Raw genomic sequence first — 17,409 nt, 5'->3', positions numbered from 1 at the left:
GAATGGCAATTGCCAGGCTTCCATGGCATATAGCTACCACTTGATCAATCAAGACGCCCTATCATTGTCGGTGAAGAAGGCGGCATCGAGGTGCTTCGTTCCGTCTCGCAAACGCAGAAGGATGAGTACCTTCTGAAAAGACTGAGCCTGCAGAGCCAGGCTTTCACTCACAACTACTTGAGAGCCATTGAAGGCCATGCAGCTACTGGACTTGCTTTCTAAAGGGTATTTTCCGATCCAGCTCCCAGTTGGATTCAGCACCAAGCAAATGGCGGAAAATATCGGGGCGCTGACAGCTGCCTGGGATGCGGCTCTGGAGAGGAAAAAGCCTATCGTGTCTCAAGCCGAGCGATTCTCGGTGGCGAGGTCATCATACAGCCGGCGGACTACATCGATCCCCAACCCCGTTAATTTCTACGGCCTGGCTAAAGAAATCTGCCAGTTCTGGCCTCAAATCCAGGAGCACTTCAGCAAGAGTGAAATTTCTCGGAGCATCCCGGCAGCAGGAGGCTCACTGCGAGCGATCGAGCTGACGAAATTCACTGACTTGTACGAAGAGCGCGTGTGCCGGTCGGCAGGCGCGCGCTATGCGTTAGTCACCGATATTTCGAGCTACTTTCCAACGATCTACACCCATACCATTCCGTGGGCGTTGCATTCAAAAACAGAAGCTAAAGCCAACAGAGCCAAATCCCCCGAGTTTTTCGGCAACATCCTTGATCACCGCTGCATGGGCACGCAGGACGGGCAGACCATTGGCTTGCCTATCGGCCCAGACACTTCTCACATCATTGCAGAGATGATCGGCGTCTCGATTGATGAATCCATCCGTATTGCCTTGGGTGGTTGGCCTAAAGGCTTCCGCTATGTTGATGACTTCACTTTCTTCTTCAACACACGAGAGGAGGCCGAGCGCGCGCTTGCCGTCATCATCAAATGCGTCAGCGCGTTTGAGCTGCAAATCAACGCTTCCAAAACGAAAATTGTGGAGGTGCGTGAGCTCGTCCAGGAGTCTTGGAAGTACAGCCTTAAGAAGCTGAAGGTTTCAGCGAAGCGGCGCCAGCAAAAGGATGATATCCATCACTATTTTGAGGTGCTGTTCTCGCTGGAGGCGCGATTCAAGGACGAAAGCTTAGTGAAATATGGCCTGAAGCAGCTGTCGTCCACCATCATCAAGAAATCCAACTGGCCCATCGCCGAAGCATACCTTCTCAAATGTGGGTATGGATTCCCCAACACGCTTCAAGTGATCACGCAGATCCTGGTGACCTACCATCGCCACGATTACCAATTGAACATGGATGCACTGGGTGACTTCTGCAGAAACCTGCTCGGGTCAGCATCTGCAGCGAACCATCACAGTGAAACAGCCTGGCTACTCTGGCTCTGTAAGGAAATTGGGATTCACCTAAGCCCAGATCTGGTGAAGCAGGTGCTCCAGATGGAGAGCTCCGTTTGCTCGCTCATAGCTCTAGATCTGAATCAATCAGGCTTGGTGCCCGGTGATCTTGACCTTGCCGACCTTCGAGCGTTGGCAACGAGCCAGGCGCTTGTGGGCAATAATTGGCTGCTGGCTTATGAAGGAGGGCGCCGGCGTTGGCTCAGCAATGAAGACATCGACTTCATCCAAGGCGATGCCTGCTTCTCGGCACTGCTGAGCGCCGGCGTGGAATTCTATAGTGAGGCGGCTCAGCTTCCTCCCATTTTCCAGCTTAAGCAGTCGGCGCTAGCCGACATCGATTTCGACTCTGACGATGAAATCGAAAACGACTTCGACTTCGACGACATGGATGAAGAGTATTTTGATTCCACCGATCAGATCGAGGATGAAGATGAAGAAGTAGAGGCAGGAACAGCTGGGCAGCCAGCTGCCGCTCTAGGCCAGGTCGCCGCCGCCGACGATCTGGAGGACTGGTGAAGGATTTGATCGGTGTCGAATGGAGTAGTGTAGAGATTGGCCTTTAAGCTCGAAACACTGGCACGTTAGTCGCCTGCTGCCGTGCTAGCTTTGTGTCGCTATTGTCTTGCCCAGAATGGAGCGAGGCTTTTACGCCTGCCAACTATGCCCCGACCAACAACTTTTCGAGCTGTCCGTGCTCCCATGTGCTCAGGAGCTCGACGGGATCAGTGCCGTACTGCTGAGTCGAATCGAAAACATACGCGCGGCCGTCTGGGCTGTAGCAGCTGTCGCAGTAGTCAAGGGTGTCGCAATCGTTGTAGAGCGTTAGCACCCAGCCATCGGTCTCAACAGTCATCTGGCCGCAGTAGATTTCAGACCAAGACCGTGCACCCAAACGGCGCATGGTGCGCACACCCAAGGCGATGTCACGTAGGACTTGATAGACCTCCCGGGCTGTCAGTGGATTTGCTGCCAAACGAAAGGTACCTGTCTATCTGGGACGTTGTCGGTCTGCCCCTGCCCGGGCTAAGTTGACAGCATGGTAAATGAAACTTGGTGACCATGGGTGTGTTGCGGAGGTGTCTATTTGGTAGCCTTTAGTCCTTTTGGAGAATGCTCATGGCAGCCAATGCCCATTTGAAACTCTCTGCCCGCTACGGCACACATGAAATTTCGCCGCTCACGCAATGCAATGAAGTCATCGAGCAACTCCTCGATCACCGGAGCGTCCGCGCCTTCACAGACCGACCTCTGCCCAGCGGCACTATCGAGACCCTGATCGCAGCCGCCCAGTCCGCATCTACGTCTTCAAACCTGCAGGTCTGGAGCGTCGTGGCTGTTCAAGATGTCGATCGCAAAAAGCGCCTGTCAGCCCTGGCCGGTAATCAGGCGTACATCCATCAAGCACCGCTGTTCCTGGTCTGGCTTGCAGACCTGTCCCGGGTTTCGCGCATCGCGGAGCAGCAGGGAGTAGAACTGGAAGCGCTACCTTATCTGGAAAGTTTGCTGCTGGGCACCATCGACGCCGCTCTCCCAGCGCAGAATGCGGTTGTTGCCCTGGAATCGCTGGGGCTTGGGAGCGTGTACATCGGTGGCATTCGTAACGACATCGAAGGCGTTGCCAAAGAGCTGGCGCTGCCGCCTCAGGTATATCCCGTCTTCGGCCTGTGCGTCGGCTACCCATCACCTGACCGACCTGCCAAGGTGAAACCGCGACTGCCCCAGGAGGCCGTGCTTCACCATGAAACGTATTCGGCCGCCGGCGAGGAGGGCGTTCTCGCGGACTACGATGAGCGACTCGGTGCGTTCTATCAGAGCGAGGGGATGAACGCTGCTGGCTGGTCAGAGCAAGTGGTCAGCAGGCTGCGGAGTGTGTCGAACCTGCATGGGCGTGAGGAGCTTCTTGGTGAGCTGGCTCGAATGGGGTTTGGGCTGCGCTAATCAGCAGAACGTCATATGATCCCGCATGCTTGACCGAGCTAGCAACTTCCAGATGGTTCGCCCAGACGGTGTATGGATATCTTGTAGCGCCTGAATCAATAGCAAGGATGCGTCAGAAATGAAACCTGAGATGTCTGAGTTTTCCTATGGGTTCGCCTTCACTAACGAGTTGATCCATGCTCCTGGCTCCCATGTCGTAGCAGCGCCAGAATTCCCATCGTTGCAGAAAGAGGGGAAGCCTGGCGGCGGTTACGACGTCAAGATCCCCTTTGGTTCTCCACTTTTCCTCCAGTTCAAGCTCAGCCACTTCATGGCGCGCACCAACAGCAAGGAATACTCGCTGATGGGGGGAGCCTACTATCGCTGGCATCTCCATGCGCTGAAGCATTCCGCTCAGCATGATCTGTTGCTGGATCTCGAAGTTAGGGGCAACGAGGTTTATTACGTAGCTCCAGCTTTCCATCAAACCGCGGAACTGAATACTCATTACCTATCGAAGGCAATCGTTGAGCGATCGGCAGGCTTCCGCCCAAGGGATATTGGCAAGCTGGATGATGAAGAGCATTACGTCGTGTTCGATGGCAGTCCCTTGGCCTATCGATGTTCGGACGATCCACGCTCGGTCAGATTTCAAATGATGAGTCACTGGCTAGGTGCGCAACAGGGGCAACGGGATTCCCGAGCCTTAAGTGATGCTGAGGTTCACGCGATCGGTGATACGATTGTCGATGTGCTTCGTCAAAGTAGAACCCGGCGAAAACTCGTGGGGCACAAGTCAATCGATCCGGATGATGTAGCAAGAGCAATCGATAACGAACCCACGCTAAGAACGCTAGCGTTTGTTTCGCGGACGGTTCTGGATTCTGAGCTCCTCATCGTCGCGCCCACGGAGCGATCCTCCAAGGTAGTAAGGCGTAAGCGCAGCTAGTCGCAATCTGGATTGCGTAAGTCATCAAGCGGTGCTCTGGGCGTGTGATCACCCACGCAAGGGGTGACGCCAGACTACCGCAATGGCAAAATGGCATTATGCCTACTCAGTCATAGTCAGGTACGACGTTTGACGATCCATAGCCAATACGCATGTGCCATTGATGGCGATCTACGTGTCCTCGTTCCGGTTAGGCGCTATCAACTGGTACTGAAACACCGTCTTCTCGATCAGTTGGGAGGCTTCTCGCATTTACTGCTAGAGGCGCTCGCCCAGATGCCTGATCGTGGAATTAGGTGGGTGCTCGACATCACAGGATTAAGCCCCCAACAGTTGGCTCCAATCCAAGGCAGGCTAGAAGGCCTCGGGCTGATCGAGAACGGAAAGCTGACCCCTCAATCCAGAGCGCTTCTTACGTTCAAACGGCTTCTACACGGGCAATCTCGTTCACTCTGGCTGGACGGAGCCTACAAGACGCATTCTTTCTGCGGCGCCCATACGCTTCAAACCGTTGCTCTGGACGAGCAGGATTTTGTTATTCGCCAATGGCATAGAGGTGACGGAAAACCCCGTCGGTGGCCCACTGCGGACTGGAATGAGGACTGTGAGCGTCAGAAGAAGCGCATCATGATGTGTCCAGACCAGTACCTTTCGATAGCATTTGAAGATTTTTATAGCTGCTTCAAAGATGCCAAATTCATTCCAACAGAATGGGTGCTTCAAGTTCGACTCGATGCTGAAAGCGCCAAGAGTGATCAAGCGATCGAAGTGAACCTGGAGTCGCAGTTCGTCAGTCGTAAGCAGGGATGTGAATTCAAATTCGCGAGCCCGGTGATCTGCCTTTCGACCCGCTACAGCCTGCCCGCCGATGCACCTGACCATCTCTCCCAGCTCCTACCACCGAACCAACTGCGGTTCACCACGTTTCTTGACTATGACGATGAGTGCTCAGACGAGATTATTTTATCTGAGTCACCGGACACACCTTGGGTGTGGCCTATCGTAGATACCATCGTTCGAGAGCAAGTGATAGAGCAGCTGTTCTATGAGGTGGCTTCCTCGGAAGACTGCGTTTCTTCCGTTATCAATCGGAAACATGTATTGGAGGATCGTTGGCAGCACCTAGGGTTCAACTGGAGGGCTGTAGAGCAAAGCCTTAACCTGGAAGGCCTGCACGTTGTCAGTGGTGATCAATGAAAACCGTCGACATTTTTGCCAGCGTCATGGATCAAGCGTTTCAGGATACTCAAACACGCCAATACGGAGCGATTCTGCTTACACGGGGTGTAGGCGGCGTCGCCAAACTCAACCCGACGGCTGTATGGGTTGACGCAGTGGTAGCTGTGATTGAAGCCGGCTCCAGCTACCTGCGCTACTGTGCCGCCCGTGAAGTGACAGCGCAGATCCGAGCGTTCAACGAGCAGCTTGAGGTGACTTTGGCTCAGCAACTGCGTTTGGGTGAGGGTGAATTGAAGATCATTCAGCGCGATCGAGCGGAACGGGCCAAGAGGATTACTCAAGCTCTCGCAGGGGCTCAAAATACGAAGGCACTCACTGCCAAGACGGTAGAGCGGCAACTCAATAGCCTTAGACGGCAACACGTTTTGCTACAAGCGGAGCGTCGAGAGCTAGGGAATTTCCAGGAACTCGTCGCCTTACAGGTGTGCCTTGACAGGTGCATTGATGCCACCTTGGCACTTCTTCTGAGCCCTACGGGAGAGAACGAATGAAAGCTCCAAGCAAACCTACCCCTTCCAAGCCAGCACCTAAGAAGCCAGCTGGTAAAAAAGGAGGAGGGGGGATCAATTTCTCCCAGGCAATGGAGATGGCAAATGCCTCTGCAGATGCCTTCAAGGCATTTGCCGACTACAAGAAAGAGAGCCTAATTACTGAGAGGGCGCTCATCGATGGCGAGCGTGCGATTCGCCTTGGAGAGCAACAGCTCCAAGAAGCTCATCTACGAGATCAGCAGCATTTGAGGGAGCATCATGAGCGTATGCATGAACTCGAAACTCAAGGTCGACAGGCTGACAATAGCCATGAGCATGCGATGGCGTCGCTGGACAGCAAAGTCAGTAAGGAAGATCGGATCCTGAAGCAGCTCGAAGCAAAGGAAATCACAGCTCAAGAAGCTGCTCTCTTGCTGTACGGAGGTCAGGAGTAAGTCATGGCTATTCCCTTCCTCGTCGCGGCTGGCCTTATGGTCATGGCAACCGCCAAAGTATTTAGCTGGGTCGCTAACACCATGACCGAGGAAGAAGAGCGTAAGCAGAGGGAGGAGAGGCGGAAAACAGCTGACATCCGCAGCCGTGCACGTGCGGCTAAAGAAAGGCAAGACGAGTCTCTCAGGCAAGAATACAAAGCCATGGCTCTTGAGCATGCTCAATTGCTACGGCAAGTCATTCAAGACAATCGCGAAGCGGTTGCTGGCGTCCCTCAAGTGCTTCTAGAGCTTGAGACAATGATCGGCATGGAGGTTCGCGACAAGACGTCAAGCCCGTATCGCAAGTCAGCACTGCGCCGGGAGTATGCGCGCATCGAAGATGCCATCGTGCGAATGAAAGAGTACGAAAAGTACCTGTCCTACGCGGCATCTGAGATTGATGGTCTATTGGCTCGGAGCCAGTACGAAGCACTCCTTGAGGTCGAAACAGCTGAGCCACTGCTTCCCCTTGAATGGCTATACCCGGGCAAGCTGGTACTGCTCGCTATGAATGAGATCGGAAAACCTCTGCCGCGGTTTGGTCATCGCGTCTCTTTCGGAAAAGATAGCGTTGCTCAGAAAGCCCTGGCGCTACCTTATAAGGACGAGATTCCTGTCCTGATTAATCGCCGTTGGGACAATGGATCCTTCAGTGGATGTGTTGCCAGAGGACTGCTTTATTACAATCACATAATGACAGGTGAAGCTGCATCGCTCATAGTCGACCACACAGTCAAGCAAGGGGTGGTGGGGACGCTTTTCGATGGTGCCATCAAAGCCAGGCTTCCAAGCAGTCAGCTCAAACATCCCGGTGTTCGATTGCTGGTCGGCCAAAAGGTGCTGGTACACTTAACCCACTACGACCTCTGCTTGCAGCAAAACCCTTTTGAGGAAAGGCCGACTCATATTGAAGTTAGTGAGTTTGATTACCATACTCGCAGCGTGCAGTCATATCAGCAACTCTACGTTGCTGTAGATGAGGCGCTCCTTAGCGAAATCTCTGATCAGAAATTTTTCGATTCTGACGAGCCATGGACGCTTCTCGACTTTTCCAGCTTAACCGGAACAATTTCTCTAGCCAAATCGTCCGTACGCATTGAATGCCAGCCCTCAGCGAATTACGAGATGCTCGAGGTTATCAAGGCCACTCAGACAGGGGCGTTGCAGATAGGGATTGATACTCCTTTCCGCTTTACGCTCATCGAGCGGAATTTGGCTGCCAGAGGACAGGTTGGATGGCGCGATGGCGTAGATGAGTTTCTCAGTTTCTGTGCCCAAACAGCCTTGGATATGAAGGACTCACCGGAGCGGCTAGCTCAAAGCCGCTTCTACCAGCGTTGGGAGCAGGTAATTGCCTATCAACGCAGCAGGGAGGAAGTTTCGTCGGTGAGCTTCCAGGCAAGCGCCTTGGTGCAGCTCGAGGATGAAAGCCTTCGCTTGTCCAGGGATCGCTTGTCTTACGCTGAGCTCGACGGATTCGATCAGACAGTTGAAAAACTGAAGGAAGTGCTTGATCCACGGAACAAGCTCAACCAGGACTTCTGCGTGCGCCTGTACCAATGGGATGAAGCGCGGAGCGAGTTCATTTTGGCGACCGATCGTCGAAGATCTCCCTTATATTCATGTTCCAAAGATAGCATCAGCATAGACGGGGCATTCCCGCTCCCAGAAGACGAAACCATGATGCTCCGTTTAGTGGTGACGGTTACAAGCACTGCCCTAAAACGCCAAGCCCAAGCGCTCGAAGATTTTTTCAACGACCAGCTGGTTAACCCAGCACTAAAAAATATACTGCTTTCCCCTGAACATTATCTTGCCGAGCAAGATAGTCGAGAAAGAGAGCTTGCTTGGTCTGGGCCTCTAGACGAAAGCCAAAGGCGTGTTGTCCAGTTGGCGCTGAAGGAGCGCAATATCGCCTTGATACAGGGCCCTCCAGGGGCAGGGAAGACGACAGCCATCGTCGAAATGCTCTATCAGCTTTATCGTCAACGCCAGGATTTACGCATATTGGTCGTTTCTCAGCAGAACTCGGCTGTCGACAACGCGTTGAGTAAATTCCTCAAACAGCATGCTGATAGCTTTGATAGCCCGATTCGTATGATTCGTATCGGCAACCCAGAAAAGATGAGTGCAGAGATCAGGCCGTCAGGTTTCGATGCCCAGTTTTCAGACTACATCACTGAGCTGGAGGAGCGTGCGATCGCCGGAGCAGTCAGCTTGCCCGAGGATGAGGCTGCTCTGTGTCATATGTGGTTAAGCCTAATCAAGCAGGCCGCTCAGTCGAAGGCAGACCAGGATGAATTCTTCATCACATTGCTTGCTGATCGAAACCTGCTGGGCGCGACATGCGTGGGTCTGGCCAGCAACAAAGGCGGGATCGACCAACTGCAGTTTGATGTTGCTATCATCGATGAGGCGGGGCGCGCCACCATTCCCGAAATCCTGATTCCCATCCTTCGTTCGCGCAAGATAATCCTGGTCGGCGATCACTACCAGCTTCCACCTAGCATTGCTCCGCTGCTTCGGGAGGACGAGGCCGCTGAAGAGCTCGGGTTCCTTCGCGAAAATTTCTTAGACAACAGCTTCTTCGAACTGATGTTTGAACGCCTTCCGGCTCAATGCTGTGAGACGCTCAATCTGCAGTACCGAATGGCGCCCGCGATTGGCAATTTGGTTGCCGAGCTTTTCTACATGAGGAATGGACAGCGGGTACTGCACAACGGACGCGAAGATGATTATTTCAACGATCTCTATGTCTTGCAGAAGCCAATTTACTGGGTAGATGTGAAAGGAAAGCAACGGCAGCCTAAAGGCTCGAAAAGCCAAGAAAACAAGGAAGAGGCGTTGCGGATTACCGAATTCCTAAGCGAGCTTGCCCAGCGCGTCGATCGCCCTCTTTCAGTCGCAGTGATTACGCCCTATGGGGCTCAAAAGGAATGCATCCGTAAAAGCCTGAAAAAAGCCGATTGGATCGATGGCTGCAAGGGATCTTTGACTGTTGCTGTCGATACTGTTGATGCCTTCCAGGGCAGTGAGGCAGACATCGTCTGCTATTCCACAGTGCGCACCGAGGGCAATCTCAACTTCATCCTTGATCGTAAGCGATTGAACGTAGCGTGCTCAAGGGCAAAGCTTCACCTCCTTTTCTTCGGGCATCGGGACTTTTTGGGGCGGTGGCACTCGAAGAAAGACCCTGAAGCAAACCTCTTCCCAAGGCTCATGTCTCATGCGTTTAACCTGGCTGTCAGGTTTAAGGATGCAGAGCAGGAAGGACTCACGGAGTGCTGAGATACAGAGTCGTGGCGTCGCTCCACTTGCGCCGAATCATTCAGGAGGGGGCGTCAGTGTCGCCCTCCCTATTACAATGCTAAATGCTGTGCTTTTACTCAGGGTTTGCGGCGGAAAAGACTCAGATTGAACTCTTGGCTGAAGCGAGTGGCTATATCGATGATTTGTGCTGCGAAGCCATTTTCACTCTGATTCATCAAGTTAAGCCAGGCATCCGGATCAGTGTTCCAATTGGAATGGATAGGGTAGGCACTGAATGCTCTAGTATCGAATGTCCACCAAGGCCACCACTTGGTCGGTGCTGATGAAGACATACCGCAAAACTCGGTCATCGCCTTACTAATGGCGTCGTTCCGCATGTTAGCAATTTCCTCTTGATCCCAGGCACAGATACCGAAGTAGAGCTCCTGATGGTTGCGCTTGTTAAATGCCCAAGCCGGGCCACAAACATCCTCAGGACTGAAACGTATACCTAATGTGCAATGAGAAGCACCGTCGGCCAAGCCTTCATCGACTAGAACCTCCACGTGGAGGTGTGAGATTTGCTGGCGAAGGGATGCTTGAAAGTCTTGCCAAACCTGCCGCTTTGCTGCGTGCAACTGCTGGCTGATCTGAAAGGCGGCTCTAACATTCTTTTCGGTACGCAAAATGAGTGCAGTTAGTTCCTGGCCATTCTCCACAATTAATTCTCCATTGATTTGCTCACGAACAAATTGCGCAATCGCCTCCACGAAAAGACGCACAGCGTGTGCGCGTGTATGCTGAGCGCAGTCCTCAAGCCAGCGAGCAAGTTGAAAAAAGTCCAGACCTACAACCTGGTCAGTAAGAGCGGCCGATGACTGCTTAGGAAGTGTATATTCGCTGACCTCACCATTATTCAAGTAGATTAATAGCCATTGGCCTTTGGTATGCTGGCTTTCCAAGTATCTGGCGTAGTCAAGAAGCTGATTTTTTTGATCGGTTGCCCAGGGTTTGTTCTCAATAGCTAACCCGCCATTACGAAACCTCAAATATATGTCCATTCGGCGGTGGCTAGGGAGGCGAAACTCGGTATGAGCGGCTACAAAATCTTCTGATAAGGCAAAGCCTGTGTCAGGGAGGAGAGCAAGAAATTTAGTAAGGTACAGATCACCTTGTCCGTGGCTACCGTTGGGATCAAGCAGCTCTCCCAAGTAGCTAGAAAGAGCATTTTCATCACGCTGCAAGAACATCATCAACCTGAAGTCTGGTGCGAGCTGGGCCTGGTAGCGGCGCTTTGCCTTCGAATCCAGGTCATTCCACAGCTGGAACTCACCGAGCAGCTGCTCAGCTCCTACAAAATCCATATTATCGCCCTAACGAATGCTAGCAAGACCAATTGGGGGTCTATGATATTCGTACCGGCTGTACTCAGCCATCCTAGAAGCCTCTCGATCACCAACTCTTGGCTAACTCCTCAGTCGCCTGCGCGATGCCGGGTGGTCGTGGGTCGAAGTGAAGATACCCAGCTTGGTGATTCGGAATCGTCTTCAGCACCTTCTTACTTAGCATGCCCAAGAGCAGAGTGAGCCACTGTATTCAAACGGCCTTATACACGCACTAGGCATGCGCCGCGAAGAGCAGTCAGGCCTACGGCATAGCGTTTGGATCAATCATGTCCATACATGGCAAGTCATCAGCTGACGTTTGGTCGACTCACCCCTCCAGTTTCCTAATAAGGCCGCCAAACTGTTGGGCCGGCTCAACATAGCGAAGCGCTGACTTCATGTCGCTCCAGCCCACGTACTCCATAAGCGTTTTGATGTCCCACCCGGAGCTTGCTGCCCATGTGGCGAATCCACGTCGGATTGAGTGTGCACTGTACATCTGGGACGGCAGGCCGCAGCGTTCCAAGATGTCTCGGAGGAGAGGAATCAGGCTATGTGTCGCAAGCGGGCGATCGCTGATGTTCCCCCAGCGATCGATTCCCCTGAATACACCGCCGCGGGTTAGGCCGGCAACTTCAATCCATTTCAGGTATGCCTCCACCGGACACAGCTTGCTCAGCGATGGCGTCCTGTACTCCCGCCCGATGTTCTGCCGATCCCCCTTGCTGGATCCCAGGTAGAACCGGATGCCTACATAGCGCTCGGCATGCGTATTCTCTATCGTCAGCCTAGATAACTCATCCCCGCGGAAGCCCCTCCAGAAACCAATGGTGAGGATGGCAATGTCGCGGGTCGCTTTCAGCAGAGCGGCTGTGTTGCCGGCGGCTCTTGCTCGTGCAACCTCATCCTCGAGGTGAGCTACTGCCTTCTCTAGCTGTAGCAGGGGCAGGGGAGCTGCTTGCTTCTGCTGTACCGGGTGCAGCGCACGGATGCCCTTCAGTAACTGCCTGACCTTGGGCGCCTTGGTGGGATCTGGGAATCCATTGCTTTGGTGCCAATTAGCGAGCGCAGCCAGACGCTGCCTGAGCGTGCTAAGTGCCAATTGGTCAGCGTACTCGGCGATGTATCGCACCACTGACTCGGTGGTGGTAGGAAGGAAGCCGCCCCAGGTCACTTCGAAATGGGAGAGTGCGGCCGCATAGCTCTTCGACGTGTTCTGCCGGACGCTTGCCTCTAGGTACTTATCTGCCTTGCTGACCACTTCAATCACGCGACTTCCCCGCATCGTGCCATCGATGGCTCTCATTCGCCACCTGTACTGCTTTTCAGGCCATTTTACCCCTCATCTGTGCTCTGACAAGCGATAACACTCGATTATATCTTGCCAGTAAATCGCCGTTTATATGAGACTTCGTGTGCTAAAATGGCACGTAATTACATGACACGTAAAACAGTACGAAATCGTAGGAGCTGAAATGGCCAGAGGTGGCATTAACCTGGTACTGGTACGCAAAGCGCGCGAGGCTCTGCTTGCCAGAGGGCAAAACCCTAGCATTGACGCTATTCGTATCGAATTGGGAAATACAGGCTCTAAGACAACAATTCAGCGATATTTGAAGGAAATCGAGTCGCATGACCCGCGTCCCTCTGCTTCCCCATCACGCCTAAGTGATGAACTTACGGAACTGGTCGGCAAGATGCTCGAGCGACTGCTGGAGGAGGGAAATGAAGCGTTAGCGCATGAGCGGGCTGCATTCGAGCTTGAGCGGAAAATCATGAAGGCCGAAAGCAGTACACTTAAAAGTCATCTGGAACAGGCTCAGCGGGAGATCATCAAGCTGCAGTCAGCAATGCAGACTCAAGACGAAGAGCTCAAGACGGCTCAGTCCAGCCTTCAAGCCGAGATCACTCGTAACGCTAGGATCAGCCAGAGCTGTAGCGACCTTGAGGTTCGTCTTCAAGAGAGGGACGCCCAAATTCAATCCCTCGAGGAAAAGCATACGCATGCCAGGGAAGCACTTGAGCACTACCGTGTAGCTGTGAAAGAGCAGCGCGACCAAGATTTGAACCGTCACGAATCTCAGATCTACCAGATGCAACAAGAGGTAACCCTTCTCCAACAGACGCTCATGGTTAAGCAGGAGGAGGTCACCCGCACGATCCGTGACAACGAACGCTTGATCGCTGAGAACCGCCAGCACGCAAAGGAAGCTAACCAGCACCGCGATGCAATTGAACATCTGAGGGGCGACCTGGGCATCGCCAATGCAGCGACTGCTCGTGCGGAAGGAGCCAAAGAGCTGTTGGCTCAGCAGCTCGAATCCAAGACCAGAGAGGCAAGCGAAGTGCGCTCCGAAGCCATCGAGGGACAGCAGAGGGAAAGGGATTTGGTTCAGAAGCTCGTGAGCGCAGAAGCTAAGATCGAAGAACTGCGGGCCTCAAGTGATACGCATAGCTCGAAGGAATAGGGCAGAAAACTGCAGCGGATGGCCGTGTTGTTCGTCAACGACGGCGCCGGATCCATGCTGCCATTGGGCGAGATCACCGCGGCCCATTACGACGACACCATCAACTTGGCTTCGCAGGTACCATTGGGGCGAGTCGGAGAGCCCATCGAGTTTGCCAATGCCGCAGGGTTCCTCGCAAGCGATGACTCAAGCTTCGTAAATGGAGCGGGACTGTTCGTAGACGGGTGGCAGACACAGATCTGACGCTGATGATCTGCGAGAGGAAGGGGGATCACCCCCTTCCTTGCCGCACTCAATCTCGAGCTCAGCGTTTCAGTCCGCGACGCAGCATGTCAGCTTTGACCTTTTCGTCGATCAGCTCGAGGGGAGGGTTTTCTGCCACGAGGTGCTTCTGATCAAAAATGTCCGGAAAAAATTCTTTGGCCAATTCAACTGGCACGGCTGCGTTTGAGTGCCAACCCTTAAGCCATGCGATCAGTTCCTGGGCATCGCCGAGAAGGTAGAGCGGTTCAGGGTTGCGCGCACGAAACTCTTCTATCCGAGACCTACCAAACCCAGTCCTCGCCTCACGGACTTCATCGCCTCGCTTATCCCATCCGATCCAGTAAGAATCGAAACCTACATCCTCATCATCATGCGCGACCATTCGGACATGGCTAGCCTGCGGATGTGGAAGCCTCGCAGCACAAATTTTTCGCATGAGCGCGTCATGGATGTGAGCGGCTCTGTCTGCCGGTGCTTTTTCGAGGTTTGTTTTGAAATGATGGTAGTGGGCGAATCCTAGCAGCTTCGCTTTGAACTCAAGGGTTTGGGCGTGGGTGAGGTGCTGTGGGACATCGGCAACCTCCATTGATTTGAAGGCGCTGAGAATAAATTCGGTGGTAAACATGGTCGCATGACTCCACTGTCATGGCCTTGATAGCGCATACGCACTCGCTGAACATGCTGCTTGCTGAGCCGGCCACAGGGAGTTATGTGGTAAGCGAAGAACCGAGATTTCCCACGCAGCAGGGAGGTTCACGGCACACCCTGCAGATTAAATTAGCAAAGTGTTCTTCACCCCTGCAAGCCCTCTAGGTCGCTGCTCAACGCTTCCCAAGCTGAGCATGAGCTTAATGTCAGCGTCCATGGCCCAGCTCAGGACACCCTGGAGGCAAGGAGCTAACCTTGGCAGAGCAAATATTGGAGAAACTGGTTGGAGACGGCTAGATGCACAAGACGGTTTCTTTCCCGGCCCATGAGCTTTTCGAAAAGGTTTGGTCGACCCCTGTCCTGACGCTTGCACGAGAGATAGGTGTCTCAGACGTGGCGCTGGGTAAAGCCTGCAGAAAGGCGGGTATCGCTGTCCCTCGCCGCGGCCATTGGGCAAAACCAGCAACGAAACGACCGAAAAAACCTGCTCCACCAACCTCTAACGAGCTAGTGTCATTTCGTGTGCTAGACCGCACCTTGTTCCCTCAAAAACAGGCGTCCGTAATCGACGAAATACCTCCGCCACCCAAAGTCACGATTCCTGACAGTCTTGTCGATCCACATCCACTCGTAGACCGCTGGCGAAAGACGGCACAGAAAGCCAAAGCGATTGAAGGAAGGCTGGCGCTCCAACAAGACAACGTGCTCAACACCAGAATCTCGCCAGCACTCATCGATCGCGCCGCGCTCCTCCTGGACACGCTGATCAAGCACACCGAGACCAATGGCTGTAGGTGGGCCGTATCCAAACAGCAGACGACGGTGACCTTCGACGGAGAAACGGTCTGCGTAACTCTGCGGGAAAGGTTGCTGAAGCAAGAGCTGCCGCCGCCGCCAGACCCAAAGCCGAAAAAAGTCTGGACTCTAGACCTCTCACGCATGGGGATGCCGAGGTATGAGTTTCTCTCTACTGGAGAGCTGACCTTGATTCTCAGGGAAAGCCCAGACTACGGGCCGCAGAAAACATTTTCCGACGCGAAAACAGGAAGAATTGAGGACAAAATCCATCTCTTCATCCCGGGCTTAAAGGCTCTCACCCAGAGAATCAAGGTATCTCGCGAAGAGTGGGAAGAGAAAAGGCGCCGCGACGAAGAGGAGGAGCTCATCCGCAAGGCTCACGCGATCAAGTCGGAGCAAGAACGGCGCCTGCGAAAGCGCTTGGTGCGCAACCTCGAGCACTGGGAAAAAGCCAGAAGGCTGCGGTCTTTTATCGACGCGGTGGTTAGAGACTGCCAGGCAGAAGCTGACCAAGTCCAAGCATGGGCGGAATGGGCGCGCCAGCAAGCCGGGCTCTTAGACCCGTCAACATCACCCGCCACCATTTCTCTCGACTGTCAGATTGAAAGCTATTTCACTGGATACAGGATTGCGAAAGATGAGGATGATTGGTGGGAAAGGTAGAAGGTTGCTAGCCCAACCGATAACGCTCGATGCCCTCAAAAACCGTGATGCTTACCCCCAAACATTAATCAGGAGACTCGCAACCCAGTGAGTTCATGCTTTCCAACCATCGGCGATAGAAAGGTGAGGTTGTGCTGATCCGGGCTGAATCGAGCAGTGTGGGGCTGGCAGCTATTCAGATAGTCAATTCACTGGGCGCCATTCCAGTAGCTTTGACCCGCATCTCTGAGAAGCGCCAGGCGTCTTGTGGACGCAGGGGTAGTGCACGTGATTTGCCACCGCTGAAGAGGATCTGGTCGCCGCCGTAGCTCGCATCACAGACGGGAAGGGTACACGCACGGCCTTTGACCCCGTGGGTGACCCTGAGGTGGGAAACATCCTGCGGTCACTGTCTTTCCTCGGGATTTTCTTCCAGTACTCGCACTAGAGACGTCTGACATCAGCGTGCCAGTGATGGAGCTGCTCGGCAAAGACTTGACCATCCGCGGTTACCAGCTTTTCGAGGTTACTCAGGATGAGGCGCGGCTTAATAGGGCCAAGGTGTTCATCACCGAGGGCCTGGAGAATGGCAGCTTGCGTCCGATTGTTGGCAAGGTGTTCAAGTTCGACGAGATCGTGGAAGCGCACCGCTACATGGAATCGAACAGCCAGGTAGGCAAGATCGTTGTAGAACTCTAGACCGATCAAAGCCCGGGCAGATGCAGAAGCGGCTCGTATATGTGGGTAGTTAGCGGTGGATGTGCGTCGCTGGACAGGTGTCCTATCGGTATCTTCGTCACTAGACACGCGACGCCGTAGTAGGATTGCGGTAACCCGTCGACGACCCCACGCCGTTTAAGCACCTAGAGTACGAGAGGTGACCCTGCATGAAACCATCCGACGCCATCCAAGGGAAAACCAAGGAGATCAAGCAAGCTGTCGAGTCCTACGGTTTCGTGGACGTCCGTATATTCGGCTCCGTTTGCCGCGGTGAAGACAGACAGGGCAGCGACCTTGACCTCCTTGTGACCATACCAGCTAAGTGGGCAGGGAAGATCTCTCTCTTCGACATCTTGGATCTTGAATCGAAGCTGGAGGAAATGCTGGGGGTGCCGGTTGATATGAACGTGGCGAACAACATACCTGACCACCTCAAACCCGAGGTGGAGCGCTCAGCTATTCTCCTATGATCGGGAGATGCGGCCCGTTTCGTGGGGTGTCGGAAGCCTTCTATCCAAAGAATTTGAAAATTTTTGCCTACCCCCCTTGAAATCAATTTTTAAAACCGGAGCTTTATAGTTTGTAGTCAAAAGCAAAGCAGCGGTGTCCCAGCCACCGTGCATTGCGCATGCACAACACCTGCTAACAGCTTTTCGGTTTTGCCTTTTCGATTTTCGCTGTTGAGCGAAGAAGATTTTTGAGCTGATTTTCTCTAGAAGAGTCAGAAACCAGGTAGCTCCTCCCCCGAGTAATGCTGGTCGTTT

The 17,409-nt window shown here is 53.6% G+C and carries 15 protein-coding genes and 1 pseudogene; 12 read left to right on the top strand and 4 right to left on the bottom strand.

Annotated features, from left to right (window positions below; genetic code table 11):
• The first annotated feature begins 196 nt into the window (after nt 1-196).
• Nucleotides 197-1,918, top strand: a complete 1,722-nt coding sequence (locus tag ABOA88_RS01565) for an RNA-directed DNA polymerase (RefSeq protein WP_367850844.1) — start codon at nt 197-199, stop codon at nt 1,916-1,918.
• Between the two features lie 142 nt (nt 1,919-2,060).
• On the opposite strand, the gene ABOA88_RS01560 is transcribed toward ABOA88_RS01565, so the two are convergent.
• Complete coding sequence (locus tag ABOA88_RS01560; RefSeq protein WP_367850843.1) at nt 2,061-2,375, bottom strand: DUF7693 family protein; 315 nt, start codon at nt 2,373-2,375, stop codon at nt 2,061-2,063.
• Nucleotides 2,376-2,518: 143 nt separating this feature from the next.
• Here ABOA88_RS01560 and ABOA88_RS01555 point away from each other — a divergent pair, with 143 nt between their 5' ends.
• The 6 genes from ABOA88_RS01555 (at nt 2,519) to ABOA88_RS01530 (ending at nt 9,759) form a co-directional block, all read left to right on the top strand.
• Nucleotides 2,519-3,340 (top strand): NADPH-dependent oxidoreductase, encoded by an 822-nt coding sequence (locus tag ABOA88_RS01555; protein WP_367850842.1) that lies wholly within the window; start codon nt 2,519-2,521, stop codon nt 3,338-3,340.
• Nucleotides 3,341-3,458: 118 nt separating this feature from the next.
• Nucleotides 3,459-4,268, top strand: a complete 810-nt coding sequence (locus ABOA88_RS01550) for a hypothetical protein (protein WP_367850841.1) — start codon at nt 3,459-3,461, stop codon at nt 4,266-4,268.
• Nucleotides 4,269-4,397: 129 nt separating this feature from the next.
• Complete coding sequence (locus ABOA88_RS01545) at nt 4,398-5,465, top strand: hypothetical protein (RefSeq protein ID WP_367850840.1); 1,068 nt, start codon at nt 4,398-4,400, stop codon at nt 5,463-5,465.
• Nucleotides 5,462-5,998, top strand: coding sequence for a hypothetical protein (locus ABOA88_RS01540; protein WP_367850839.1), 537 nt, complete (start codon nt 5,462-5,464; stop codon nt 5,996-5,998). The genes ABOA88_RS01545 and ABOA88_RS01540 overlap by 4 nt, the downstream gene beginning before the upstream one ends.
• On the top strand, nt 5,995-6,432 hold the full coding sequence (locus ABOA88_RS01535) for a hypothetical protein (RefSeq protein ID WP_122048312.1): 438 nt from the start codon (nt 5,995-5,997) through the stop codon (nt 6,430-6,432). Before ABOA88_RS01540 ends, ABOA88_RS01535 begins: the two co-directional genes overlap by 4 nt.
• Nucleotides 6,433-6,435: 3 nt before the next feature.
• Nucleotides 6,436-9,759 (top strand): DEAD/DEAH box helicase, encoded by a 3,324-nt coding sequence (locus ABOA88_RS01530; protein WP_367850838.1) that lies wholly within the window; start codon nt 6,436-6,438, stop codon nt 9,757-9,759.
• 98 nt (nt 9,760-9,857) lie between these two features.
• Here ABOA88_RS01530 and ABOA88_RS01525 read toward each other — a convergent pair whose 3' ends face one another.
• Both ABOA88_RS01525 and ABOA88_RS01520 read right to left on the bottom strand, forming a co-directional pair.
• Nucleotides 9,858-11,084, bottom strand: a complete 1,227-nt coding sequence (locus ABOA88_RS01525) for a PD-(D/E)XK nuclease family protein (protein ID WP_367850837.1) — start codon at nt 11,082-11,084, stop codon at nt 9,858-9,860.
• Between the two features lie 349 nt (nt 11,085-11,433).
• Nucleotides 11,434-12,411, bottom strand: a complete 978-nt coding sequence (locus ABOA88_RS01520; RefSeq protein WP_367850836.1) for a tyrosine-type recombinase/integrase — start codon at nt 12,409-12,411, stop codon at nt 11,434-11,436.
• Between the two features lie 169 nt (nt 12,412-12,580).
• Between ABOA88_RS01520 and ABOA88_RS01515 the strand changes: the two genes are divergently transcribed.
• Nucleotides 12,581-13,573 carry a DNA-binding protein gene (locus ABOA88_RS01515; RefSeq protein ID WP_367850835.1) on the top strand — a complete coding sequence of 331 codons (993 nt, stop codon included), beginning with the start codon at nt 12,581-12,583 and terminating at the stop codon, nt 13,571-13,573.
• A 105-nt stretch (nt 13,574-13,678) separates the two neighbouring features.
• Nucleotides 13,679-13,816, top strand: a pseudogene (locus ABOA88_RS01510) (SDR family oxidoreductase); the annotation flags it as partial.
• 61 nt (nt 13,817-13,877) lie between these two features.
• Here the strand turns inward: ABOA88_RS01510 and ABOA88_RS01505 are convergent.
• Complete coding sequence (locus tag ABOA88_RS01505; RefSeq protein ID WP_367850833.1) at nt 13,878-14,462, bottom strand: hypothetical protein; 585 nt, start codon at nt 14,460-14,462, stop codon at nt 13,878-13,880.
• 320 nt (nt 14,463-14,782) lie between these two features.
• Between ABOA88_RS01505 and ABOA88_RS01500 the strand changes: the two genes are divergently transcribed.
• From ABOA88_RS01500 to ABOA88_RS01490, 3 genes are all read left to right on the top strand, one after another.
• On the top strand, nt 14,783-15,946 hold the full coding sequence (locus tag ABOA88_RS01500) for a hypothetical protein (RefSeq protein ID WP_367850832.1): 1,164 nt from the start codon (nt 14,783-14,785) through the stop codon (nt 15,944-15,946).
• A 453-nt stretch (nt 15,947-16,399) separates the two neighbouring features.
• Complete coding sequence (locus tag ABOA88_RS01495; RefSeq protein WP_367850831.1) at nt 16,400-16,624, top strand: zinc-binding dehydrogenase; 225 nt, start codon at nt 16,400-16,402, stop codon at nt 16,622-16,624.
• A gap of 188 nt (nt 16,625-16,812) precedes the next feature.
• Nucleotides 16,813-17,115, top strand: a complete 303-nt coding sequence (locus tag ABOA88_RS01490) for a nucleotidyltransferase family protein (RefSeq protein ID WP_367850830.1) — start codon at nt 16,813-16,815, stop codon at nt 17,113-17,115.
• Nucleotides 17,116-17,409 lie beyond the last annotated feature (294 nt).

The sequence above is a fragment of the Pseudomonas sp. PKS genome (assembly GCF_051913525.1).
Taxonomy (GTDB): Bacteria; Pseudomonadota; Gammaproteobacteria; order Pseudomonadales; family Pseudomonadaceae; genus Aquipseudomonas; species Aquipseudomonas guariconensis_D.
Note: the sequence above shows the minus strand (reverse complement) of the source record. Positions and strands in the feature narration are given on the sequence as shown.